Origin of the sequence: Candidatus Liberibacter solanacearum CLso-ZC1 (genome assembly GCF_000183665.1) — a bacterium.
GTDB classification, from domain to species: domain Bacteria; phylum Pseudomonadota; class Alphaproteobacteria; order Rhizobiales; family Rhizobiaceae; genus Liberibacter; species Liberibacter solanacearum.
On record NC_014774.1, the window covers coordinates 400,149 to 425,982 of the forward strand.

Genomic DNA, 25,834 nt, shown 5'->3' on the forward strand with positions numbered 1-25,834 from the left:
CGTATATTTTATAATCAAGGTCATAAGTTATGATTGGAAACAAAAAAACACCTAACCCAGTGGATATCAATGTTGGCAAGCGTATTCGGTTGCGTAGAACGATATTAGGGATGAGCCAAGAAAAACTTGGCGATAGTTTGGGCATAACATTTCAACAAGTACAAAAGTATGAAAAAGGGGTTAATCGAGTTGGAGCTAGTCGTCTTCAGAATATTTCTAGAGCGCTGGATATTCCAATTTCCTTTTTTTTTGATGATCCCCCTGAGGTTTGTTCGGGTGCATTATCTGAAGAGAATAATATCATGGACTTTCTCTCTTCTTCTGATGGATTACAGCTTAATCGGCATTTTACTCAAATCAAAGATGTTAAAGTTCGACAAAAAATAATTGACTTAGTCAAATCTATAGTATCCTTAGAAAAGAGTACAATAGCTTTGGAAGAAGAGGATGTCCCTTTATCAGAGTAGATGGAGGGACCGGATGTAGACAATTCAAAATCATTGTTTTATACTCATAAATATTCTTTTTATCAGAATTATTATGGGGGGATGAAAAATAGTGGCAGATCTTCTTTTTACTAGTGAATCTGTTTCGGAAGGACATCCTGATAAGATTTGTGATCGTATATCTGATGAGATAGTGGATCTTGTGTATCGTGAAGCTATCGCAAGCAAAATGGACGCCAATAGTGTTCGTGTTGCATGTGAGGTATTGGTTACGAAAAACAAAGTAATAGTTGCAGGTGAGGTCCGTCTTCCCATCAGTCTTTTAAAAACAGATCCTATAACATCTCAATATGTCGTAGATAAAGAAAAATTTGAAAAATTTGTTCGATCAGTAATTCGGTCTATTGGTTATGAGCAGGAAGGATTTCATTGGGAAACAGTAGATATTGAAATATTGTTGCATTCTCAGTCTATCGATATCGCGCGTGGAGTAGATAATGCCAGCGATGATTGTAATAATCCAGGTGCTGGAGATCAGGGCATTATGTTCGGATATGCTTGTCGAGAAACGGCAGATTTTATGCCAGCTCCTATTTATTATGCACATCGTATTCTTCGATTTCTCGCAGATGCTCGTAAGAGTGGTAAGGGTGATGTATCTAAATTAGGACCTGATGCCAAGAGCCAAATTACTATTCGTTATGTGGATAATAAGGTTTTTGAAGTTAAATCAATTGTTTTATCTACACAGCATTTTGATCCTACCTGGGATAGGGAAAAAGTACATTCTGTTGTAGAGCCTTATATCCGGATGGCTTTAGAAGGTATTAAGATATCTTCTGATTGTAGATGGTATATAAATCCTGCAGGAAAATTTGTTATAGGAGGTCCTTTTGGAGATGCAGGTTTAACAGGACGAAAGATTGTGGTAGATACGTATGGAGGAGCTGCTCCACATGGAGGGGGTGCTTTTTCTGGAAAAGATGTTACGAAAGTTGACCGTGCCGCTACTTATGCAGCGCGATATTTGGCAAAAAATATTGTTGCTGCTGATTTAGCTGATCGTTGTACTATACAACTTTCGTATGCTATCGGAGTATCAAGACCATTGTCGATTTTTGTAGATCTTCATAATTCTGGTAAAGTAAGTGAGACTTGCATTGCAAGTGCAATTAATAAGGTCATGGATCTTTCTGTTTCTGGTATACGGAATCATCTTAATCTGAGTCGTCCTATATATGCTAAAACCTCTGCTTATGGTCATTTTGGACGTAGTGCGGATCAAGATGGTTTTTTCCCTTGGGAGTCATTAAATTTGGTTGATTCTCTGAGAAAATGCGTGGGTTTTTGATTTTTGAATGTATAAAGGTGATCGTTATAGTCCCTCTGAAATATTGTATGGTCGTCGTTGTGGAAGACCTTTGAGGGATCAAAATATTCATTTAATCAAAAGTCATTTGCCGACTTGGAAAATAAATCTTGATTGTCCTCCACCAGTTCCATTAAAAGACATTTTTTCTCATTCTATTGATCGGTTAAAGATAGAAATAGGTTTTGGGAGGGGAGAAAACCTACTTCAGCGTGCTGTTAAAATGCCTAATGTTGGTTTTATTGGGATAGAGCCGTTTATCAACTCCATGGTACAATGTCTTAGAAGTTTAGAAGAATTAAAATTACAAAATATTCGTCTTTATGATGGGAATGCCATTCATTTATTAGATTGGCTTCCTGATGATTGTATTGATGTCATCTATCTTTTATATCCAGATCCTTGGACAAAGAAAAAACATTGGAAAAGAAGGTTCATTTCTCCGATCAACCTAGAACGCTTTTCGCGAGTTTTAAAAAAAGATGGTGTCGTTTATTTTTCTTCTGATATTGATGACTACATTAATTGGACTTTATTTCATTTTAATCGTCATTCTTCATTCCAGTGGATTGCAAAAGATAGTTCTGATTGGTTGACACCTTTTCATGGTTGGATTCCTACTTATTATGAAGAAAAAGCTAAAGTTGCAGGTCGTATTACGAATTATTTGACTTTTAAACGAATTTGAATGTTTGTATTTAGAACGATAATATCTTGTTTTTTCCAAAGATAGAGCATATTTTTTTGTATTATTCATGGAAATAGTCACTTTTTGAATAAAGTTACTGATTAGTCTAAATATACGCAATAATTGTATACTGATACAGGAGATAGAAACTTATCAGTTTTATCTCAGTAAACTATTTTAGTTCTTTCTGAAATATATGAGATGTAAAAAGGATTTATAGTAAGCACAATTACCATAACAAATGTAATTGGGAATGAGAGTGTATCTTCTGTAAGATGTAATGAGGGTTTTATTGTGCCGAAAGCAACTAGTTTTTCTCATTTCTATGAGAAACGTAACAAAGCTAATATTGATTATAGTATTAATAGGGTATTTGAAATAATAGAAAACGACAATCATCCCAAATTTAAAGGAATTTTTTACAATATTGATTTTAACTCGGAAGCTAATTTAAGGGAAAACAAAGGCTATGATCATCTCCTGAAAATATTACAAGAATATTTTTCACAATTCTAATCTTAATATGCATCTACTCTGGTGGATGTAAGGTTTTTAAAAGAGTTGAAGCTTTTCAAAGAGGTAATCCGACTTATCGGCATCTATATACTCTCCTAAGAGTATATTTTTTCCCTGTTATTTGTAAGTATACGTATGCCTAATAATGTTATTGATGGAGTCAGGAGAACGAAAGATAGAGCGCATGGACTTTTCATGTAAGATGGTAAGATGCTCTAAGGATCCTAGTTTAAGTACTTTAATGGTATTTTGAGGATTTATTTTTGAATCTTGTTTTTAGAAATCGTAATAATACCTCTTAAAAGATGCGTTGATGTGGAGATTGGAAAATATCTTTATTTTTGACAACAATATTTAATTGAACAAATTATTTGTTGATTATGAATATGATATACTATAGCGAAAGTATTGTTTGAAAATGCCTTTAACAGTCCAAGAAAATATTATTTTTTAATATACGGATTTTTAGATGATTGGAAACGGATTCGAATAGGAATTCCTGATAAAGAGAAATCGAAACGTAGTCTATTTATCAAATATCTTTTATAGGATTCGGGTATTTCTTTGGGAGAATTACAAAATATGACAAAAGAAGGTGGAGATGATTGTGTTTGTGTGATGTATTTTAAACGGTGATAACGACCAGCAATTGTTGGAGGAGGATTTTTTAACTGAGTTTGTTCTAACCAAGAATTGAGACGGCTAGTTGAAATGCGAGTTTTCCATAGTTTGTTAATTTCTAATACAGATGCCATGAGATTATCTAGGCCTTCTCCTGTATGTCCCGAAATAGCCTCTATTCTAATATTCCCAGCTTGTGGTAGATTATTTGTTGCTTTTATACGTAGATTCTGTAACAAAATTGATTTGTCTGTTGTTACCAAATCCCATTTATTAAAGGCAAGAACAGCAGCACGTCCCGTATTAATAACAGAATCAACTATACGTAAGTCCTGCTTTTCAAAAGGAACTGTGGCATCTAAAAGAACAATAGTTGTTTCACAAACGCGGATAGATTGCATGCTTTTTGTTACTGATTTTTTTTCTACTTGTTCAATAATGCGAGAAGGTTTTCTCATCCCTGCTGTATCAAATATTTTTATTGGATGATTTTTCCACTCCCAGCTTATGGGAATTGAATCGCGCGTAGTACCAGCTTTAGGTCCTATTAATACACGGTTATAGCCGAGTAAACGATTAATAAGAGTAGACTTTCCAACATTGGGTCTTCCTACTACCGCAATGCGTAAAGGTTTAGATGAAATATTACTTGAATCTGTAGGTTCTTTTCCCTCTATGAGTATATTTTTATCTTGCGAAGTTTTGGTCTTTGTAGGATTTTCTTTTATTTCTAGCTGGTAATCGGGGTATTGTTGTTTGAATAATTTTATAATGACGCTATAGAGATCTGATATACCTATCCCATGTTCAGCAGAAATTTCTACAATTTCTTTAAAACCAAAGGAATAGATATCGTGAAAATTTCTTTGAGCGATGTGTGTTTCCATTTTATTGGAAACAATAATAATGGGTATGTTTTTTTTCCGGAGAAACTTCGCAATCAAGTGATCGTAGGGTGTAATACCGGATTTAGAATCAATCAAGAAAAGAGCTAGATGAGCTTCATCAATCGCAATCTCTGTTTGATCATTAGTTTGCTTAGCAATAAAATGACTATTTTCATTTTCTATTCCAGCGGTATCAATAACGTTGAACTCAAACCCATTGATTATTGCTTTTCCATATAAACGATCACGCGTCATTCCAGGACAATCGCCAACAATCGCCATTTTCCTTTTAACAAGGCGATTAAAAAGAGTGGACTTTCCTACGTTAGGGGATCCGACAATAGCAATTGTACAGGTCATAATATTAAGCTGATTGTTTTTTTGTTTCCTTGTTAGAAGCAATAATGTTTGCAAGCATTATCTGGCTACGCGTTGAAATACCAGGGGGTGAATTTGGATCTTTAACTATTTCCTCAAAAATAGATCTTGCTTTTTCAATTTTACCACATTTCATTGCAGAAATCCCAAGAATTTCATTTGCAGCCGGATGCATTGGATTTGAGGGATCAATTAATTTTTGTAGTATTTTTGAAATATCATCATATGACACAGTATCAACTAGGATCCATGCAGCATGGAGAATGGCTGTATAACGAACAACAGGAAGAGCTAAATCATCATTTCCAACTTTTAAAAATTTTTCGGAAGCGCTCTTAACATCGCCTTTAGTGACGAGTATCGAAGCTATGTACATATTAGCAATAGAATCATAGGATCTATTGTCATAGGATAGTATTTTTTCGAAAGCAATGCGAGCATCGTCTAACTTATTGTTGTTTAATAAACTAATAGCTTGAGAAAAATCTTCTCCAGCAGGATTTTTAGGTTTATTATACGAGCCATGTAAATAAAGCCACGATGCTAAAGATAGGACAATTAGAATGAGTAGGGGAACTATTAACTTATAGCCATATTTTTTTATTTTACATCCTTCTTTGCAAGAACTCGTATCCTTGTTAGATTTCATCACCTTCTCCTCATTGTTTCAATCTATATATACTCTATTTTGAGAAATTATAAGAGCATAAAACACTATAAAAGATACTCACGTGGGGATTAAAATTAAAATACACAAACCATCAATTTTAATTCACATTTTCTTAATCATCAATTTATTTGTCTTTAAGAATATCAAATTCCAATTAGCTGATTATCATCTTAATGAAAATAGTTTAAAAGATCTAGATTGAGCTTTCCGCATCTCTTTAAAGATAAAATTGACTTAGGGCTATTAAAATTATATTTTTCTATCATAGAAACAAATTGTCATGATAAGTTGATTGTAATCCAATTGTATAAGATTGTAAAATAGAATAATTAAAGAATAGATTTCTATGTACTATTAATTATTAGAGTGGATATTGGATTATAGTAGCATTTAAAGCGATTATGATAATGGATGTATGTTTTTATTTGAAGGGATCAACTCCATGATTGTGAATTTGCCGTGGACAATAAAAAAGCATACCGCAGTTTTAGTGCTTACAGATGGTAGTGTTATTGAAGGGATGGGATGCGGTGCGACAGGTTTTGTTCAGGCTGAAGTTTGTTTTAACACATCTTTGACTGGATATCAGGAGATTTTAACTGATCCATCTTATTTAGGACAAATAGTCAATTTTACTTTTCCCCATATTGGTAATGTAGGTGTGAATAATGAAGATTTCGAGTCTCTTTCTACAAAAAATTTTCAGGGAGCAGCAGGTCTCGTTATTAAAGCTGATATTACAGATTCATCAAATTATCGTGCGAATACTCATTTAGATGTTTGGTTGAAATCTTGTGGAATTATTGGTTTGTCAGGAGTGGATACAAGGGCTTTAACAATTTGGATACGTGAGCATGGAGCAACAAATGCTGTGATTGCTCATCATCCAGAAGGTCAATTTGATCTTGATGATCTGAAAGAGCGTGCAAGAAATTGGACGGGTCTCAAAGGTGCTGAATTAGCAAAGCGTGCTACAGTATTTCAAAAAAGAGATTGGTTGGAAAAATCTTGGAAATGGGGAGAAGTTCCTTCTTTTTTAAATCCAAATGATGCTCATTATCATGTTGTTTGTATTGATTATGGCGTTAAAAGCAATATCTTGAAGATTTTGGCTAATCTAGGTTGTAAGACAACCATAATGAGTGCGGACACTTCTTACGAAGATATTTTGTCTCTTCACCCAGATGGTGTGTTGCTCTCAAATGGTCCGGGAGATCCAGCTGCGACGGCTATGTATACTTCTCCAGTCATTTGCAAACTTGTCGATTCAGGGATTCCTATTTTTGGTATTTGTTTAGGACATCAGCTATTGGGCCTAGCTCTTGGAGCTAAAACCATTAAAATGTATCAAGGGCATCATGGCGCGAATCATCCTGTTAAAAATTTATCGAATGGAAGAGTGGAAATAGTATCTATGAACCATGGCTTTGCAATAGATACAAATACTTTGCCTGCAGGACTTGAAGAAACTCATATTTCTTTATTTGATAATAGTAATTGCGGTTTGCGTCTTGTGGATCGTCCGGTTTTTTCTGTTCAATATCACCCTGAATCTTCTCCGGGTCCGCAGGATAGCTATTACCTTTTTTCTACTTTTGTGGATTTCATGCGTCAGAGAAAAGAATCAGGTCAATCTGCTTCTAGTAATTGATGTCAACAGGATTTTCAACAAAAACCGTGTATCGTGTGCATTACTGGTTTTTTTTGATAAATTTTACTTGTAATATTTATGCGAACAATGGTGAGTAGGTGATTTTTTATTTGCTGAACTATTATAAAAATAGTATTACATGTTTCGGGTAGAGTTTTGCTGAGCAGATTTGCCAATATATATTAATGGTTGTTGCCAATATTGTGAATAAGTATTGGATATTATGAGGTTTTCAGTATAAATGCATCGTTATCGTACTCATTCTTGCGGGGATCTTAGGGTTTCTGATGTTGGTTCTTTTGTTCGTTTATCAGGATGGATACATCGTGTTCGTCCACATGGGGGAATTATTTTTCTAGATATTCGTGATCATTATGGGCTAACGCAAATAGTCGCCAATCCAGAATCTTCTTGTTTTGATATAGCTAAATCTGTGCGTAGTGAATGGGTTGTGTGCATTGATGGATTGGTTATGTCTAGAACTGCAGAGACTATTAATTCTAATATTGAAACTGGTGAGATTGAGTTGTATGCACAGGGGATAGAAGTTCTGTCTGTAGCAGAAGAGCTTCCTCTACCAGTTTTTGGTGAAAGAGAATATCCGGAGAATATTCGTTTTAAATATCGATTCCTTGATTTACGTCGAGATACTTTGCATAAGAATATTGTAAAACGAGCAAATATTATTTCTTCTATGCGACATCGAATGATTGCGGAGAATTTTATTGAATATTCTACTCCCATTTTGACAGCTTCTTCTCCAGAAGGAGCTAGAGATTTTCTTGTGCCAAGTAGAGTAAATCAAGGTTCTTTTTATGCTCTCCCTCAAGCACCGCAGCAATATAAACAATTATTGATGGCATCTGGATTTGATCGTTATTTTCAAATTGCTCCCTGTTTCCGAGATGAAGATCCTAGGGCAGATAGACTCCCAGGGGAATTCTATCAACTTGATGTTGAGATGAGTTTTGTAGAACAAGAAGATGTCTTGAATACCATGGAAAATGTTTTACGTGGTTTATTCGAAGAATTTGCGGAGGGGTATCCAGTAAGTCAAAATTTTCCGAGAATTTGCTATGATGATGCTATTCGTAAATATGGTACAGATAAACCTGATTTACGAAATCCGATTATTATGAATAATGTTACCGAGCATTTTGCGTGTTCTGAATTTCGAGTGTTTTCTAAGATGTTATCTTCCAATCCAGAATATGAAGTTTGGGCAATTCCGGCTAAAAAAGGTGGAACCCGCGCTTTTTGTGATCGGATGAACGCATGGGCACAATCACAAGGACAGGTTGGTCTTGCTTATATTTTTTGGCGTTTGGATGAAAAGGGAAATGTAACAGGAGCGGGACCAGTTGCAAAACATCTGAATATTGAAAGTACGGAATCTATTCGTGCGATGCTTGATATGCAAGATGGAGATGCATGTTTTTTTATTGCGGGGCATCCTCTGAAATTTTGTGCATTTGCTGCTAATGCACGAAATTATATCGCACAAGAGCTGGGGATGATTGATTCTAATCGTTTTGAATTATGTTGGATTGTAGACTTTCCTTTCTACGAGTGGAATGAAGAAGAGAAAAAAATAGAATTTGCCCATAATCCATTTTCAATGCCACAAGGAGGGATGAAATCTCTTAAAGGAGATAATCTCTTGTCTGTTAAAGCGTTCCAATATGATCTAGTTTGTAATGGTTTTGAGATCGCTTCGGGAGGGATTCGGAATTATATGTCTGATATTATGATTCAAGCGTTTTCTAATGTGGGAATCAGTAAAGAAGCTGTCGAAAGTCGTTTTGGAGGATTGTATCGTGCATTTCAATATGGAATGCCTCCACATGGAGGTATGGCAGCAGGCATTGATCGCATAGTCATGCTTCTTTTGAGGGCTAAAAGTGTGCGGGAAGTATCGTTATTTCCAATGAATCAGAATTTTTGTGATCTTTTAATGGGAGCACCATCTCCCGCTATTTCTAGTCAACTTCGTGAATTGGGGTTGCGGATAGTAGAGAAGCCTAAAGGGCAATCTTAAAAAAGTAGGATAATAACAATTTTACTTAAAACTACACCGTGCTTGCATGTATCTAAAATAAAATTTTATAATTGAAAAACATAAATTTTGTATGCAGTTGATGAGGAAATCGTTCCTTATATTGCTTATTACAGTGTATCGTTGTGAAGTAAGGCTTGTAAAATTTTTTCTAAGAATTTGATCTCAAATATATAAAAAAATAAAAGTAGCCATCCGCGTAAATCTATTTTTTAAAAAATAAAGATTTTTACGTTAAGAGCTCGATATGGGTGCAGAGATTTTTGCTATTGTAGAATTAGCATGTGATACAGAAGTAATTCCTTCAGGAAGGCGTATATCTGTCATATGGATATTATCGCCAATTTTTAATCCATCAAGATCAGCAGAGATAGAATCAGGAATTTTATTCGCTGGACAAAGTAGGGGGATTTCATGACAAATGATATTCAGGCTTCCACCCATCTTAAGTCCGGGAGATTTGTTTTGATTGATAAAACGAATAGGTACTTGTACAGAGATAGTTGACTTTTCAGATATTTGTAGAAAATCCATGTGGATAAGAACATCACTTACGGGATCAAGTTGGTAATCTTTTGGAAGAACGCGGATCGATTCTTTTCCAAGATCAATTGTGAAGATGGTCGTCATAAAATGTTTACTGTATAGTCTTTTAGATATATCTTTTGTAGATAACGCAATTGATTTAGGACTCGAAATATTTCCATAAATGGTAGCAGGAATTTTACCATTTCTGCGTAACAAACGTGAGGATCCTTTCCCAACTTTCTCACGAGTTATCGTTTTCAATTTATATTCTTCTTGACTCATAGGTCCTTACTTCCTTTGTATTTACAAGTATTTACACAATCACATAAAACGTTACGAATCTAGAAAATATACAAACTTCCTGTTATCAGTATGTTTGGAATGATCAAATATACGAATTATTTTATAATACGATGACCTTTGAAAATCAATGCTATAATTTCTTTTGATTATATTTGATTTTTGAAATGCTGTTCAAGTTTATCCTAGATCTAACAAGATAGAAATATCAAGGCGGGATAACTAAAAATTAGAGAATAAGTCATTACTCTGTTGTTCGATAATAATCAATAGAACGGCCAAAGTAAAAAATAAAAAATTCACTAACTTATATTTGAGAAATGAACAGCGTCTTCAATGTTTTTAGTATAAAAATACTACGCTGCTTTGCATTGGTTTTCGTTCGTTGGTTTTTCGTCCTTAGGTCTTTTTGAAGATAAGTTGACCTCAATGAGATCAATGGCTTCTGGCTCAGAGATACTGTTTACAGCCGCAACTTCTCTGACCATGCGGTTCAGGGCTGACTCGTATAACTGGCGTTCAGAATAAGACTTTTCAGGTTGATTTTCTGTGCGGTATAAGTCCCGAACAACTTCTGCAATGGCGATTAAATCTCCGGAATTTATTTTAGCATCATATTCTTGTGCGCGACGAGACCACATTGTACGTTTGACCCGCGCCTTGCCACGTACTAGCTTGAGAGCTCGTTCTACAAAATGCGCTTCTGAAAGCTTTCTCATACCAATATCAATTGCTTTCCCTACGGGAACTTTCAGACACATCTTGTCTTTATCAAATGCAATAACAAAAAATTCCAGCTTCATGCCAGCAACTTCTTGTTCTTTTATCTCTGTAATAGTCCCCACTCCATGGGTGGGATACACAATATGCTCACCAGTCTTAAACCCTTGACGCATCATAGATTTTTTTTGTTGGACCGTCATCAAACCCCCTCATATACATAAATATTAAAATAGGGATCAGCGAGTAGTCAAAACATCATTAAGATTATTTTTTTCAACATTCTCGATAATCCACTATAAATCCAATGATCAACGTCATTTTTGAAAAAAAAAGAACATTCCTATAAGAAACATAGGCTCCTTAGAAAGGTCATGAAAGATTCAAAGATATCATCATTATATCAGAAAATATATGCTAATCAAGAATTAACTTTTCTCATCATGTAAAATAATATATAAATAGTTAAATTTTTTATTATATCAATGTATGCACTTTAAGTATTCTTAGCGGGTTTGGGAGAAAAATAATTTTCGTATTTGTTTTCAACTCCATCCATTTCGGCGGCATTAGGTAGGCTGGCTTTTTTAGTTGTGATGTTTGGCCATTGAGAAGAATATTTTGAGTTGATTTGTAACCACATTTCTAATCCTGGTTCAGTATCGGGCTTGATGGCGTCAACGGGACACTCGGGTTCACATACTCCGCAATCTATACACTCTTCTGGATGAATTACTAAGAAATTTTCCCCTTCATAAAAACAATCAACAGGACAAACTTCTACACAATCTGTGTGTTTGCATAATATGCAATTTTCAGTGACGACGAATGTCATAAACCATTGCCTTTCTAATAGTTTTATTTTTAAGATAGCTTGATTATATTCAGAACGAGGTGCTATCTTCCCGCTAGTTTTGACAAGGAAAAAGAATGCTTCATTATAAAAAATTAAGAATATTTTTCCCCAGTCAAATTGAAGAGATATTGCATTTTCTTTTATTTTAAAGTAGACATGCTGAATAATACGCTAGTCCTTTAAGAAATCATAGGGGCTATTGAGAGTTAGACTGGATATTTTTATTATTATTTCTTTAATGAGGAATGATAATTTTTTTTGCTTGCGGTTTACGTTCCTTTTTTAAAATACTATTGTGGTTTTTTGTGAAGATTTGCTCAAATATGATTGCTATAAGACTAATTTTTCCCTTCCAAAATACGAGGGGGTTAGATCCAGGAAATTTGGATTTATTGTTTTGCAACCTGATTTTATAGTTTGATTTGATGTTTTTTGGTTGGATATACGATTATTACGTATGGATTGGTCTTGCTACTCTGATAGTCCTTGAGCTTGTTCTTGGCATAGATAATCTAATATTTATAACCCTATTAGCAGAGAAATTGCCCTTGGCTCAAAGAGGCAAAGCACTGTTTTTCGGGTTGACTTTTGCTATGATAACTCGAATTGCCTTACTTGCTACAATCTCTTATTGGATAGTTATGTTTCAGCAGCCCTTGTTCTTTTTTAGAGGCTTAGCGTTTTCTGGGCGTGATATTGTGCTGGTTATTGGTGGATTATTCCTCTTGTTCAAAGGAACCATAGAGTTGCATGAGCGATTAGAAGGGGATGAGTTTGATAAAAAGCATAAATTTTTTAGCCCTATATCTTGGCAAATCATTGTTCTGCAAATAGTTGTTCTAGATGTTATTTTTTCTCTAGATAGTGTTGTAACTGCTATCGGTATGGTAGAAGATTTTTCTGTTATGGCTATTGCAGTAGTTGTATCTGCATTGATGATGATGGCGGCATCCAAGCCAATGATACGCTATATTTCACAGCATACGACTGTCGTTATACTTTGTCTTGGTTTTTTGTTGATGATTGGTTTTTTGCTGATTATTGAGGGATTGCATTTTGAGATACCCAAAGGGTATCTTTATGCTTCTATAGCTTTTTCCGGCATCATTGAATTTTTTAATCAAGTGGCAAGACGTAATCGTGAACGGCTTATGTCTACTTCGCGCTTGAGGGCGCGTGCTGCTGATGCTGTATTGCGTTTATTAGGGGGAAAGCCTATACAGCCAGGTTTTAAGAAGAATTCTGATGTGCTTTCATTTCCAAAACATGAAAAGCAAATCATATCAGATCAGGAAAAAGATATGGTTCAAAGTGTTCTAACTCTTGCTGATCGTCCTGCAAAATCAATTATGACACCTCGTACGGATATTGTATGGCTTGATATGGATTGCGTTGATGAGGATTTACAGTATAAAATTCTTGAATTAGGGCATTCTCGATTTCCTATTGCTCAAGGAACTTTAGATAATTTTATTGGGATAGTATCAGCGCGTGGCTTATTACGAGATCTTCTCGAAGAAGGTTCTATAAATTTAGAAAGCTCTATTAGAAAGCCGTTGGTCGTCCATGAGAATATTAGTGTTTTAAAACTAATGGAACGTTTGCGTAAATCTGAGCAGACATTTGTTATGGTGTTAGATGAATATGGTGTTTTAGAAGGTATGATTACACCTGCTAATATTCTAGAAGCTATTGCAGGAGATTTTCCCGACGAAGATGATCAGAAGCTTGATATTACGGTAGGGGAAGATGGTTCTTTAACGGTTGATGGTTGGATTGATGTACGTTACGCTTCAAAATTATTTGGAGTTGATTTAGTAGATGAAGACGATCGTTATTCTACTTTGGCTGGATTCATTCTTTGGAAACTAGGGCACTTGCCGCAAGAAAAAGAGGTTTTTATGGAGATGAATATCAGATTTGAGATTATACGACTTCAAGGTCATAATATTGACCGTGTAAAAGTTAGTGGATTGCAGAATTTAAATAGTTGAATTGAAATGAATTTTAATATTCTCTTTTATTCCGCCTGTATATTATTTTAAATATTTAATAGGCTACAGAATTATTGAGATTAGTAGTTCCCATTCTATGATTAAACTGGTTGAATTTTTCAGTAAGTTAGAATTCTTGAGAAAAAATGAAAGGCTATGATGCACGCAGGGAAAAAATCAAATAAGGTTCTTATTATTGATTTTGGAAGTCAGTTCACTCAGTTAATTGCGCGTTGTGTACGTGAAAACAAAGTTTATTGTGAAGTAATAGCATTTGAATGTGCTTTGGATTATTTTAGAAAGACAAGGCCTCAGGCAATTATTTTATCAGGTAGCCCTGCTTCACCCTTGGATATTGATAGCCCTCAAATTCCACAAGAGATTTTAGAATCAAATACTCCTTTGTTAGGAATTTGTTATGGACAGCAGATTATGTGTACGTCTCTTGGAGGAACAATAAAAAAGTCGCAGAATCGTGAATTTGGTCGTGCTTTCATTGAGATAAAAAAAGATTGCTCATTATTAAAAGGCCTATGGGAAAAGGATTCTATACAACAGGTTTGGATGAGTCATGGTGATCAAGTGGAGCGCATGCCAGAAGGATTCGAGGTAATTGCATCGTCGGACAACACCCCTTTTGCCTTTGTCGCGGATGAAAAGAGAAAATATTATGCTGTTCAATTCCATCCAGAAGTTGTTCATACAGAAGGTGGATCTCAATTAATAGCTAATTTTGTGCGTGATGTTGCTGGTATCCAAGGTGATTGGATTATGTCTTCTTATCGCAAGGAAATTGTTTCTTGTATTAAGAAACAAGTGGGTGATGAACGTGTAATTTGCGCCCTATCTGGAGGAGTTGATTCTTCTGTTGCTGCATTTTTGATCTATGAGGCCATAGGGAAAAATCTTACTTGTGTGCTTGTTGATCATGGGTTTATGCGTAAGAACGAAGTGGATAATGTTGTTGGTTTATTTAAGAAATATCCGGATTTTCCATTGATAGTTGTAGATGCTTCAGAGAGATTCATTGGAAAACTGAAAAATGTTATTGATCCAGAAGATAAGAGAAAAATTATAGGAAAATTATTTATAGAAGTTTTTGAAGAAGAGGCAGAAAAAATAGGTGGTGCTAAATTTCTTGGACAAGGGACTTTATATCCTGATGTTATTGAGAGTGTTTCTTTCTTTGGTGGGCCTTCATCTGTTATAAAATCGCATCATAATGTAGGAGGATTGCCTGAATACATGAATATGGATCTTGTCGAGCCATTAAGAGATCTTTTTAAAGATGAGGTGCGTCTTCTTGGTAAGGAATTGGGATTGTCTGATAGTTTTATAGATCGCCATCCATGTCCAGGTCCGGGGCTTGCTATTCGTTGTATTGGAGAAGTCACTGAGGAAAAAATAAATATTTTGCGTGAATCTGATGCTATTTATTGTGAGGAAATTTGTAAAGCAGGAATTTATAATGAAATATGGCAGGCATTTACTGTCTTATTGCCCATTCAAACGGTAGGGGTGATGGGTGATGAACGTACCTATGAGTGTGTTTGTTCTCTGAGGGCGGTAACATCAAGAGATGGGATGACTGCAGATTTTTATCACCACGACATGGATTTTCTCAGTCAAGTGTCTACGCGAATAGTCAATGAAGTAAAGGGAATTAGTAGAGTCGTATATGATATAACCTCTAAACCGCCTGCAACTATTGAATGGGAATAATTTTCAACATCAATTAAGGTGATAGTTATAAAAGTTTATAAAGTAACGTTTTCCCCTATCTATATTTGTTGTTTTTAAATAGCAAAACAAACAATATTATTTAAAAAACACTTGAGAATATCTTAGAATGATGCTCAAAATTTTTTCTTGATGCATTTTATGCAGTTTTTTGTGGTGTGAAAATAATCTCTATTAAAGTTCCTTTTGAGGGAGTTGAAAAAACCGAAAATTTACCCATATTAGCATCCACCATTGCTTTAGTAAGAGGCAATCCTAAACCGGTTCCTTCCCCACGTACCTGTTGAGAATTAGGTATTTGTCCAAAAGGTTTCATGGCTTTTTCTAATTCATAATCTGTCATTCCTATCCCAGTATCTTTGACGCGTAAAACCACTTCTTTATTTCTTGTATATGCAGTAGAAATGACAATTTGTCCTCCTGAAGGCGTAAAATGAATCGCATTTGATAATATATTCAGTGCTATCTGTTTTATAGAGCGTAGGTCAGCAAATATTGGGGGAATATCATTAGAAAAGGAAGTGCGTACGAGGATACGTTTTTCATTCGCATAGAGTTCCATTAAAGAAATTGCTTCAGAAATTGTCTCATTTAAGGACACTGATTCGAAATGAAAGTTCATTTTGCCAGATTCAATTTTTGATATATCAAGAAGATCATTGACAATATCCAGAACAAGGTTTCCAGATCGGTCTATATAATTAGCATATTCTATGTAACGAGGGCTACCTACAGGTCCAAATCTTTGATTTTTTATAACTTCAGAAAAGCCAATAATAGCAGTCAGAGGGGTGCGAATTTCATGACTCACTCGTGCTAGAAAATCGTTTTTATGAGAGTTTTCTTTTTCTGCCATTTTTTTAGCATGATACAACTCATTTTTTTCCTGTTTCCATTCAGAAATATCATGCAATATGAGGCAATAACAGGCAGAGAAGGGAAGTTTTTTCATAGTAATGCGTAGAGATATAAGCTTTCCTTCTCTTGTGCAGCCAACAGCAGTTTTCTCTAGTGTCTTTCCTAGATCAATAGATGAAATTTCTGCCATACAATGATTCATAATAATCTGATTATCGTGTGTAAAAAAAATTTTGAATGGTTTTCCAATGATATCTTGTGCGGGATAGTCAAATAACGTGCCGATTGCACGGTTAGTAGAAAGAATCGTTCCATCTCTGTTAACAATAGCGATGCCATCAGAAGTTGATTCTAAGATGGAACATAATTGCATTATCTCAATTTCCATTTTATTCGCATCAGTTCTTGTATTATTATATCCTGATTTTATCTCATTTTGAGAGATATGATCAGATAATTTATTGTTTTTTTCAAAAGGAACAAAAGTCATAGCAAGTGAATTTTCTCTATTCCACTGAATAGTATGTAAATGAGCTGATACAGCAATATTTGTTCCATCAGAGCGATGTAAGGTAATAGAGCCATGTGTATTGCCGTTCGATAATTTCTGGGCATCTAATAACATGGATACTCCCCCTACTTTTTCTATGTCTTCAACGCTTTTATAGCCTGCGAGAAGGAGGAAAGAAGGGCTGGCATAGAGCAAACGTTCTTTTGAACATACAAAAAGAGATATCGGATGTTTGTCAACAATTTCTGGTGTTAAATTTTCTCCTTCGCCAAAATATGTAGATAATGATGGATGATTGATTTGAAACGAATCTTCAAAGCTTTCTTTTGGGTGAGGATATTTCTCTATATATTGATTTAAGTTAATAGTATGGAAATTATCTCTCTTCGAAAAGTAGTTTTTTTTATTTGTTGCTAAATTATCATCTTTGTCTTTTGGAAAATATCCAGAAGGAAAAGACCCCCTGTCTTTAATATCAAGATGCGCTGGAATTGTTTGGTAAGGTAAGGAAGGAGAGTTTTCTTTTTTAATGAAAGAATGAACTTTTTTTATTTCATGTGATTGGGAGAATTTTTCACCTAGTGTTGTTCCTAATTTTTTTGGATCATTCTTCGTTTGATTCACCCGAATAATTCCAAATCCCTTAAAACCAACAAATTCACGATCGCGAGAATATATTGGTAGAGCGGCGAGATCAATTGGTACATGTAAATCGGTTCCTTCAATTGGCCAGAAAGTTGTTTTACTGTACCAAGTATTTTGTTGCGTTAAAAGGTCGAAAAGATGGTCTTTAGAATCAATTTGAAGAATATGATTAATGTCACATAGATGCATACCAATCATTTTAAGGGCATATGTTCCAATGGTTTGAGATAATTCTTCTGAAACTGCGTTCAAATGCCCTTGAGCATCTATTTTCCATGTAAATCGAACTGTACGTGGGCTTGAATCGAATAAAAACGAATTTTCTGGTTCTAGATTTCTGGAACAACTGATCTGTGTTCTTGGAGCATGGTTTTGACCCGTAGGGCTGGATTGTTCCAAATGATTTTGATTGCAGGGATTGCCTTTGTGCGAATCTCTTATTCCCAAATTATTGATTGTCTCCTTGAGAGACAAATCCTTGGAAGTGTTTTTACAGTTATTTGTAGGACTGTTTGGGGGATTTAATGTAATAGAATCAATACTCATCTTTGAACCTTTGGTACTTTCTAGAATAGTTCAGAAATTTTTCGGTTTTTATAGGCACATGTTAGGTTTTAAGTTTTTTTGTCGAGAAAAAATCTATAATAACAGTTATATTTTTTATAATAATTGGATATTTATAGTAGAATATTTTAGAAAAAATATTTTTCTCTTTTATAATAGGATTTTGGGTTTTCATTTCTATATATGCATAATGATCTTGTTTTTTGAATAATACATTACTTATGAATATATAAATGACTTTACATGCATCATTATTAGATCTGATAAGATGAATTTGTTCTATGTCTATTTTAACGGGATATATTGCAAATTGAATGTTTGTGTTGGTCTTTTTAATAAAAAATTGTAACAAGGAAGCAATACAATATTCTAACTTTCGTACTGATAAGCTGGGTTTGTTTAAATCCTTAACAAAACGAATCTTTTTATTGTAGCAAGTAGTGATAACAAGGAAATTTCCCAACAAACAATGTGCTATCTGGCTGATCCAACCTTTTTTTACAAAATGCTGATTTAAAAAAGACAGTGCTTTGCATTGCGTTAAGTTTCTATATAAATTGGCAATTTTTTTCATAAAAAGATATTGTGTGATAAGCATTTTGTATCCACAGTATGTATTAAGTTCAAGAAAAGGGGGTTGACGCCCATTCGGCATCTATCTAATCATAAGAATACCCAACAAGCATGGGATCTGAAAGCGTAAATTTGTAGTCATTAACGTTAATTTACTATTAAGGTTAACGAGATATTTTAGATCTTGTTTTGTTATAAGATGAGAGTATACAGTTTAAGAGCTGAATATATTTTTGTATGTTAAACAATGATTTACAGAATATGGTGTACTTTTAGGATTTGCTGTGATGTTGTTATGCGGTTGTAGCTCAGTTGGTTAGAGCGCAGGTTTGTGGCACCTGAGGTCGGTGGTTCGAATCCACTCAACCGTACCATAAACAGTCGTACTATTGAGGATATTCTGCTTTCGCAGGCTATTTTATAGAATGCGGTTGAACAATCAATTTTACTATATTTTTTGTATTGTCATAAGTAACGTTTGGTTTCGAGAAAGACAAAGTATATTCTATTATATCGCTAGATGTACAAGTGGATAACATATCCTAAATTATTTTCTTACGAGCACATTTTATAAAAAATTATAAAGTTTTTATTTTGATATCCTCTTGATAAATTGAGACAATCTATTCTTTGACATTGGTTGTTAAAGTAATTGGGAGATACGAGGGGTTCTTTAGAGTGTTTTAGATATAGGTATGTGAAGAATACATTTCATTTTAGGGTGTCTTAAATCTTCTTTTTATTTTTAAATATGCCTTGCTTTGCCTCACTAACAACTTTGTTATTTTTGCAGCGGATTTATCGTTAGGTACAATAAGGTGATCATATATTAAAGCAAACAAGACAAGATATATTGTCCATATTAAACAGTAAAAATTATTCTTTTTCTTTTTTCTTTGCGGGGGATTTAAAGTCTGCAAGTTGTTTTTCAATGGTTTCTAAACGTTCACAAACAGACGTTAGATTTTCACGAATATTAGATATCATGCTCTTAATTGCTTCAACATCTTCTGAACGCACAACTCCCATAGAATTCAATGTTTTCTGGAGCTTTACTTGAGCGAAAGATTCTGCTTCCTTGGATATGTTTTGGAAAGCACTAGATGCACAATCGGCCAGACGAGAAGCTTGATTAAAAATTTGGTCGGGTTTAAATGACATTGCTCTATTCCTAATACAAAGATGACTAAAAAGACTTATTGTATCGTATTGTTATGGCAATAACAAGGTATGTTGGATTTATGATGTCGTAGCATTAATAAGAATTTTTTCTTCTTGGTCTATCATTAATATGAGGATAGCATTAAGTGCTTATGAAGCAATTTAAAAAATAATAAATGGGAAACCCAATCATGCTGTTATCTGTTTTGATGTATCCAAATATTGATCCTATTGCAATATCATTAGGTCCTCTTGCTATACGTTGGTATGGATTGTCTTATTTAGTTGGTATTTTTTTTGGCATTTGGTACATGCGATATTTGCTAGACAAGCCTTTATTATGGACAGAAGAGCAAAATCATAAGAATCTTGTCTATAAGACAGATGATTGCCAAGAAAAATTTTCTTTTTGGGTAGTTGTAAGTATGATTGTCGGTGGTCGTATAGCATATGTGCTTTTTTATAACTGGAAAATATTCTGGGAGTTCCCATTACATATCTTTTTCCTTTGGGAGGGAGGTATGTCTTTTCATGGTGGATTGATAGGTGCGTTTTTATCCTTGTTTGTTTTGTCACGCATTTTTAAATTTTCTTTTTGGGTGTTTTTAGATCTTATTGCGGCATCTGCGCCAGTTGGGATATTCTTAGGGCGTATTGCTAATTTCATCAATGGTGAATTATGGGGGAAAGTTTCTTGGGTCCCGTGGGCTATGGTTTTTCCTAATGGGGGCGATTTACCACGTCATCCAAGTCAGTTATATGAAGCATTTTCTGAAGGATTAGTTATTTTCTTGATTATGCAGTGGATGGTTTATCATGGTGCTCTTAAAAAGCCGGGATTGACGGCGGGTGTCTTTTCTATTTGTTATGCTATTGCAAGGATTGGCATGGAATTTTTCCGCGAACCAGATTATCAGTTAGGCTACTTACTGGACGGATGGGTAACAATGGGGATGGTATTATCTATTCTGACACTGATTATTGGGATTTGGATTGTTTTCCAGGCGGTGCGAACAAAAAGTAGAGAATGTTTGTGAAGACTGGATTGTATCAAAAGATAGTAGATCTCATCAAAAGAAATGGTCAGATTACTATTGATCAATATTTTTCGTTATGTCTTTCAGATTCTGAGTTTGGCTATTATAAAACATGTAATCCATTTGGAGTGGATGGGGATTTTGTTACTGCTCCAGAAATAAGTCAAATTTTTGGAGAGATGTTAGCGATCTTTTTGATTTTTGCATGGGAACAGCATGGATTCCCACGGTGTGTTAGATTAATAGAAATGGGTCCGGGTAGGGGGACCATGATGTTGGATGTTTTGCGCACCATTTGCAAATTAAGGCCTGATTTTTTTGCTATCCTATCGATTTATATGATCGAGAATAGCGAAAGACTTGTTTCGATTCAAAAGAAGAATCTTTCATTTTATGGAGATAAGATAAATTGGTGTGTTGGTATCTCTGATGTTCCGCCAGGGTTTACTTTTCTTATGGCGAATGAATTTTTTGATAGTTTGCCAATCAAACAATTTGTTATAACCAATGATGGAATGCGTGAACGCATGATTGATATAGATCACCATGAGTTGCTCGTTTTTGGCATAGGAAAAAATGCGATAACATCGCCTGTTTCTCCGTTTAATGATTATTTTCCTGGTATGATATTAGAAACTTCTCCATGCCGAGATTCCGCAATACAATCTATTGCTGATAGATTAGTATGTGAGGGGGGCACGGCAATTGTGATTGATTATGGGCATTTACAATCTGGCATGGGTGATACGCTGCAAGCAGTTAAAGGGCATAAATATGATCCACCATTAATGCATCCAGGACAGGCAGATCTGAGCAGTCATGTTGATTTTCAGCGGTTATCTTCAATTTCTATTTTACGCAAATTATATATCAATGGATGTGTAAAGCAGGGTAAATTTTTAGAATGTCTTGGAATTTGGCAGAGGGTTTTTTCTCTTATGAAAAACACAGATAGAGCAGATATTTTATTGGATTCTGTTAGACGTTTAGTGGGGATGCCTTCTGACGACAAAAGTATGGGAGAATTATTTAAGGTATTAGTTGTCTCTCACAGGAAGGTAGACTTGGTGCCTTTTGTGAATTGCGATTGTTTTTAAGGGTTTTTATTGACAAAAAAGGTATTTGTATTTCCCTGAAGACATTAATCAAGTAAAAGTATCTTGATATATTTGTAAAGAGATATGTATATTCAAGAATAGATTATTTTGGTTGTTGCAAAAAATACTAGAAGGGAATCATCACAATTTATTTGATTATCTTTTAAGTGAATTGCGTAATGTAAAAGATATTTTCCATGTAGGTTTGGATTTATATATAGATCATTAAATGTTGGGAAGATGAAAAGGGTGGACAAGTTGCGTTTAAAGAAATCGTTTTACGTTTTAAATAGGGTATATTGTATATGAAAATATTTGCAGGTAATTCCAATAAGCGTCTTGCTGAAGATATCTGTGATTACTTGGGTATTTCTTTAGGAAAGGCTGCGGTCACATATTTTTCTGATAGAGAAGTATTTGTGGAAATTGGGGAAAATGTGCGAGGAGAAGATGTTTTTATTGTTCAGTCTACTTCTTGTCCAGCTAACGATCACTTAATGGAGTTGCTTATTATGATCGATGCTGCGCGTCGTTCTTCAGCGGGGCGTATTACAGGGGTCATTCCTTATTTTGGATATTGTCGACAAGATCGGAAGCCTAGTCCTCGTACACCTATATCTGCCAAATTAGTTGCAAATTTGATTACACAGGCTGGCGCTGATCGTGTTATGATGTTGGACTTGCATGCAGGACAAGTCCAAGGTTTTTTTGACATTCCAACCGATAATCTATATGCCTTACGAATTTTAGAGCGTCATATTAAAGAATGCCATGATATTGCGAATCTCATGGTTGTTTCTCCCGATGTGGGGGGAGTTGTGCGTGCCCGTGCACTCGCTAAAAGATTGGGATGTTTGCTTGCAATCGTGGATAAAAGGCGTGAACATCCAGGGCAAATTGAGGCTATGAATGTTATAGGGAAGGTAAGAGGGAAAGACTGTATTCTTATTGATGATATCGTCGATACTGGAGGAACGCTTTGTGGTGCCGCCGATGCTTTGTATGAACAAGGGGCTTCGAGTGTAGCGGCTTATATTACGCATGGTGTTTTGTCGGGATCCGCCATTAAACGCATAGAATCTTCTAAGCTAAAAGAGCTTATTATTACTGATTCTATACAGCCTACGGATTTAGTTAAATCTTCTCCTAGAATACGTGTTCTTACTATTGCTCAGTTGTTAGGAGAGGCTATTAGTAGAACTTTCCAAGAGCAATCTATTTCAAGTTTATTTAATTAACATCTCGATTTACGTATATGTAATTTTATGAATAATTGAAATATTGGTGATTTATCATTCCAATTTTTTGCTTTTAAAGGAAGGGATTAAATGCAATTTTTATGGACAATGATACTAGAAATCTATTGATAATCCGTTTTTTTCCCAATCTCCAAAACGAGTAGGGTCGGGACCGTCTCTTCCTCCTATTTCTACTGGATGTTTAGCGTTTTTGTTTTCAGCTGAGCGACGTTGACGTGCTTCTTCTAGGGCGCGTTTTGCGATAGAAGAAAGAGTTTCTTTCGATTTTTTAGTTGTATTATTGTTCATAAATCCTCGACTTTTTCGTTTTTCATATGATCTGTATTTATTTTGAATGATGGTATTGGTCATTATAACTTATATTCACGTGTTTAGCTTAAGATTAGGCAAAATTAGTGCCAAAATAAAAATAAGTAGAATGAACTGATTATAAAATACACTTTCTAACTTTTTTTGGCAAATTCTGCTATTATTGTCGCTGTTTTTAGGTAAGTTTTCTCAGGTTAACTTCTCTGATATATAAAGCCATTCCCATTGTCGACCAATCCATACATTGCCATAAGTTCATGAGGATTAGCTCTTGCATTGGCTAAATAGTTGCTCCTCTTAAATCCATGTATCGTACATTCATAGGTAACCTTGCTTCTGCGCCTCTGCTTTTAAACTAGTTCCCAAAAGATTTAAGAGTGAAAAAATGTTTGCCGTGCGAAGAAGTAACGAAAGTATCTCTATCTTCTCCTACAGCATTGAGAAATTTTTGCAAAGGTTTAAAAATAGGGACATGAACCATCTTGCTTTTTTTTTTGAATATGGGCGGATAAAACATTATAATCATTGAACAATGAACTTTATTATAGAATATTTTTGGTAATATTGCATGCTATATGATACGAACTTATTTGTTGGTTGATAGATGTTATTGCTCTAGGGGATTGAGGGCATATAGGTTATTTTTATCGTGATATTGCAGTATGGATATAATGCCAATCATGTTATTTTGTAGGAACATTTATGTACTGTGTGTTCCTTTCTTTGTGGCGAAGTATTGTTTTTTCCCTATAATTTATTAACACTAAGGATAAGATACGATGTTTGTAGATTGGTGGTATTGTTGAAATCTGGGATGAATGCACGTCTTGTTGCTGCTCATTTATTATCTTGTGTAACGAGAAAACGTATTTCTTTAACTTGTTTGTTGGATCCAGAGCGTGGAGATATTGCCTTTCGGAAGCTTTCACATAAGGATCAGGCATTAGTTCGTGCTATTTTAAGCACAACGTTGCGCTTTCTTCCTCGTATTGATGCTGTTCTTGATTTGTTGCTGGTATCTTCTCTTTCAAAGAAAAAACAATCTTTGCGGCAGTTATTTCGCATTTCTATTGCTCAGATTCTTTATTTAGATGTTGCGGATTATGCTGTTGTTGATTTGGCAGTAGAACAAGCTAAGCGCGATCAAGAAAATCGGCATTTTTCAAATCTTGTCAATTCTATTTTGCGTAGAGTTTCCAGAGAAAAAACAGAATTATTACAGCGTTTTTCAAGCATATCAGTTATTCCTCAATGGTTTAAGAAACGTTTAGAAGACTTCTATGGAAAGGAATCTACTTACTGTATATCTCAGGCTTGTCTTACCCCTAGTTATGTTGATTTAACAGTAAAGTCTGATATTGAAATATGGGCGAATAAATTAAATGCTGTTGTGTTGCCTACCGGAGGAATACGTCTCAGGGAATTTCGGGGATCGGTTTCTTCTCTTCCTGGATTTGCGGAAGGTGTGTGGTGGGTGCAGGATGCTTCAGCTTCTATTCCTGTGCAACTATTTGGGCCATTAAATGGTCTTTCTGTTTTGGATTTATGTGCTGCTCCTGGGGGAAAGACCGCTCAACTTATTTTGTCGGGGGCGAAAGTGACAGCTCTTGATATTTCAAATAATCGTTTAGAAAAACTTCAACATAATTTGAATAGGTTGCGTTTGTGCGCTGATAATATCATTGAAGGTGATGCCTTTGATTATCGTCCTAAAAAATTATTTGATGCTGTTCTTGTAGACGCTCCTTGTTCATCTACGGGGACAATGAGGCGTCATCCTGATGTATTATGGACGAGAGATGCGGAAGATATCGTAAGGTCGGCATGTTTCCAAGAAAGATTGCTTTTACATGGATTGGCTCTTGTCAAGCCTGGAGGAATCGTTGTTTTTTCCAATTGTTCTTTAGACAAACAAGATAGTGAAGATGTTGTACGGAAAGTTCTTCGATCTTCGTTGATTCCAGTTGAGATAATGTCCTTGAACAATGCTAGTTGGAATAATATGGCTATGGCGATTACCCCTGAAGGATGGCTTCGTATTACTCCAGACATGTTGGGAGAGATTGAAGGAGTGCCTTCAGGGATGGATGGTTTCTTTGCTGTTGCATTGCGTCGGCTGATTGTTCAAAATTAATGATAATATTGGAATTTTTCTATAGTTAGGATGTTGTTTGTCATTATCATTTTTTAAAATTATGAAGGATGATTTTTTGTTGGATATAGCCTTTAAAAGAGGGGGATATTGTGTTTATAATTATATTAATTGACATGATAGTTACACTTTGTCATTTTTGTAAAAAGTTCAATCAATCGGTTTAGTGACTTTCTCAAAAATAGGGATGATTTTGTTTTTATATGTTGGAAACGTTGGGCATGATAGCTCATTATCTTTTAAGTACT

Annotated in this window: 20 protein-coding genes and 1 tRNA gene; 13 read left to right on the forward strand and 8 right to left on the reverse strand. The window is 34.9% G+C overall.

Annotated features, from left to right (window positions below; translation table 11 throughout):
* The first annotated feature begins 29 nt into the window (after positions 1 to 29).
* The 4 genes from CKC_RS01840 to CKC_RS06445 all read left to right on the forward strand — a co-directional run bounded on the left by CKC_RS01840 (position 30) and on the right by CKC_RS06445 (position 3,019).
* Entirely contained in the window at positions 30 to 467 is a 438-nt protein-coding gene (locus CKC_RS01840; protein ID WP_013461787.1) for a helix-turn-helix domain-containing protein, read from the forward strand.
* Positions 468 to 555: 88 nt separating this feature from the next.
* The gene (gene metK / locus CKC_RS01845; protein ID WP_044054068.1) at positions 556 to 1,797 is read left to right on the forward strand and encodes a methionine adenosyltransferase; all 1,242 of its coding nucleotides are present in this window, start codon (positions 556 to 558) and stop codon (positions 1,795 to 1,797) included.
* 7 nt (positions 1,798 to 1,804) lie between these two features.
* On the forward strand, positions 1,805 to 2,503 hold the full coding sequence (trmB, locus tag CKC_RS01850; protein ID WP_013461789.1) for a tRNA (guanosine(46)-N7)-methyltransferase TrmB: 699 nt from the start codon (positions 1,805 to 1,807) through the stop codon (positions 2,501 to 2,503).
* A 294-nt stretch (positions 2,504 to 2,797) separates the two neighbouring features.
* The gene (locus CKC_RS06445; protein ID WP_013461790.1) at positions 2,798 to 3,019 is read left to right on the forward strand and encodes a type I restriction-modification system, M subunit; all 222 of its coding nucleotides are present in this window, start codon (positions 2,798 to 2,800) and stop codon (positions 3,017 to 3,019) included.
* Between the two features lie 443 nt (positions 3,020 to 3,462).
* On the opposite strand, the gene der is transcribed toward CKC_RS06445, so the two are convergent.
* Entirely contained in the window at positions 3,463 to 4,887 is a 1,425-nt protein-coding gene (der, locus tag CKC_RS01860) for a ribosome biogenesis GTPase Der (RefSeq protein WP_044054069.1), read from the reverse strand.
* A gap of 4 nt (positions 4,888 to 4,891) precedes the next feature.
* Positions 4,892 to 5,554, reverse strand: coding sequence for a tetratricopeptide repeat protein (locus CKC_RS01865; RefSeq protein WP_013461792.1), 663 nt, complete (start codon positions 5,552 to 5,554; stop codon positions 4,892 to 4,894).
* Between the two features lie 463 nt (positions 5,555 to 6,017).
* Here CKC_RS01865 and carA point away from each other — a divergent pair, with 463 nt between their 5' ends.
* Together carA and aspS are read left to right on the forward strand one after the other, a co-directional pair.
* Complete coding sequence (carA, locus tag CKC_RS01870; RefSeq protein ID WP_013461793.1) at positions 6,018 to 7,226, forward strand: glutamine-hydrolyzing carbamoyl-phosphate synthase small subunit; 1,209 nt, start codon at positions 6,018 to 6,020, stop codon at positions 7,224 to 7,226.
* Positions 7,227 to 7,467: 241 nt separating this feature from the next.
* Entirely contained in the window at positions 7,468 to 9,264 is a 1,797-nt protein-coding gene (aspS, locus tag CKC_RS01875; protein WP_013461794.1) for an aspartate--tRNA ligase, read from the forward strand.
* A gap of 252 nt (positions 9,265 to 9,516) precedes the next feature.
* Here the strand turns inward: aspS and CKC_RS01880 are convergent, their stop codons facing one another.
* The 3 genes from CKC_RS01880 to fdxA form a co-directional block, all read right to left on the reverse strand.
* On the reverse strand, positions 9,517 to 10,092 hold the full coding sequence (locus tag CKC_RS01880; RefSeq protein ID WP_013461795.1) for a 50S ribosomal protein L25/general stress protein Ctc: 576 nt from the start codon (positions 10,090 to 10,092) through the stop codon (positions 9,517 to 9,519).
* A 374-nt stretch (positions 10,093 to 10,466) separates the two neighbouring features.
* Positions 10,467 to 11,033: a CarD family transcriptional regulator gene (locus tag CKC_RS01885; protein WP_013461796.1), complete on the reverse strand. Its 567-nt coding sequence runs from the start codon at positions 11,031 to 11,033 to the stop codon at positions 10,467 to 10,469.
* 293 nt (positions 11,034 to 11,326) lie between these two features.
* Positions 11,327 to 11,665 (reverse strand): ferredoxin FdxA, encoded by a 339-nt coding sequence (gene fdxA, locus CKC_RS01890; protein WP_013461797.1) that lies wholly within the window; start codon positions 11,663 to 11,665, stop codon positions 11,327 to 11,329.
* A gap of 446 nt (positions 11,666 to 12,111) precedes the next feature.
* Between fdxA and CKC_RS01895 the strand changes: the two genes are divergently transcribed.
* Complete coding sequence (locus CKC_RS01895) at positions 12,112 to 13,680, forward strand: TerC family protein (RefSeq protein WP_013461798.1); 1,569 nt, start codon at positions 12,112 to 12,114, stop codon at positions 13,678 to 13,680.
* Positions 13,681 to 13,839: 159 nt separating this feature from the next.
* Positions 13,840 to 15,402, forward strand: coding sequence for a glutamine-hydrolyzing GMP synthase (gene guaA / locus CKC_RS01900; RefSeq protein ID WP_013461799.1), 1,563 nt, complete (start codon positions 13,840 to 13,842; stop codon positions 15,400 to 15,402).
* A gap of 157 nt (positions 15,403 to 15,559) precedes the next feature.
* Here guaA and CKC_RS01905 read toward each other — a convergent pair whose 3' ends face one another.
* The gene (locus CKC_RS01905; RefSeq protein WP_013461800.1) at positions 15,560 to 17,980 is read right to left on the reverse strand and encodes an ATP-binding protein; all 2,421 of its coding nucleotides are present in this window, start codon (positions 17,978 to 17,980) and stop codon (positions 15,560 to 15,562) included.
* 888 nt (positions 17,981 to 18,868) lie between these two features.
* Between CKC_RS01905 and CKC_RS01915 the strand changes: the two genes are divergently transcribed.
* Positions 18,869 to 18,945: transfer RNA gene (locus CKC_RS01915), tRNA-His, on the forward strand.
* 502 nt (positions 18,946 to 19,447) lie between these two features.
* Here the strand turns inward: CKC_RS01915 and CKC_RS01920 are convergent.
* Complete coding sequence (locus tag CKC_RS01920) at positions 19,448 to 19,732, reverse strand: accessory factor UbiK family protein (RefSeq protein WP_013461802.1); 285 nt, start codon at positions 19,730 to 19,732, stop codon at positions 19,448 to 19,450.
* Between the two features lie 191 nt (positions 19,733 to 19,923).
* Here CKC_RS01920 and lgt point away from each other — a divergent pair, with 191 nt between their 5' ends.
* The 3 genes from lgt to CKC_RS01935 all read left to right on the forward strand — a co-directional run bounded on the left by lgt (position 19,924) and on the right by CKC_RS01935 (position 23,104).
* On the forward strand, positions 19,924 to 20,769 hold the full coding sequence (gene lgt / locus CKC_RS01925; protein ID WP_013461803.1) for a prolipoprotein diacylglyceryl transferase: 846 nt from the start codon (positions 19,924 to 19,926) through the stop codon (positions 20,767 to 20,769).
* Positions 20,760 to 21,866 (forward strand): class I SAM-dependent methyltransferase, encoded by a 1,107-nt coding sequence (locus tag CKC_RS01930; protein WP_013461804.1) that lies wholly within the window; start codon positions 20,760 to 20,762, stop codon positions 21,864 to 21,866. Before lgt ends, CKC_RS01930 begins: the two co-directional genes overlap by 10 nt.
* 305 nt (positions 21,867 to 22,171) lie before the next feature.
* Positions 22,172 to 23,104 (forward strand): ribose-phosphate pyrophosphokinase, encoded by a 933-nt coding sequence (locus CKC_RS01935; protein ID WP_013461805.1) that lies wholly within the window; start codon positions 22,172 to 22,174, stop codon positions 23,102 to 23,104.
* Positions 23,105 to 23,218: 114 nt separating this feature from the next.
* Here the strand turns inward: CKC_RS01935 and CKC_RS01940 are convergent, their stop codons facing one another.
* Entirely contained in the window at positions 23,219 to 23,413 is a 195-nt protein-coding gene (locus CKC_RS01940) for a DUF1674 domain-containing protein (protein ID WP_013461806.1), read from the reverse strand.
* A gap of 814 nt (positions 23,414 to 24,227) precedes the next feature.
* On the opposite strand from CKC_RS01940, the gene CKC_RS01945 reads away from it, so the two are divergent.
* Positions 24,228 to 25,568, forward strand: coding sequence for an RsmB/NOP family class I SAM-dependent RNA methyltransferase (locus CKC_RS01945; protein WP_407059604.1), 1,341 nt, complete (start codon positions 24,228 to 24,230; stop codon positions 25,566 to 25,568).
* Positions 25,569 to 25,834 lie beyond the last annotated feature (266 nt).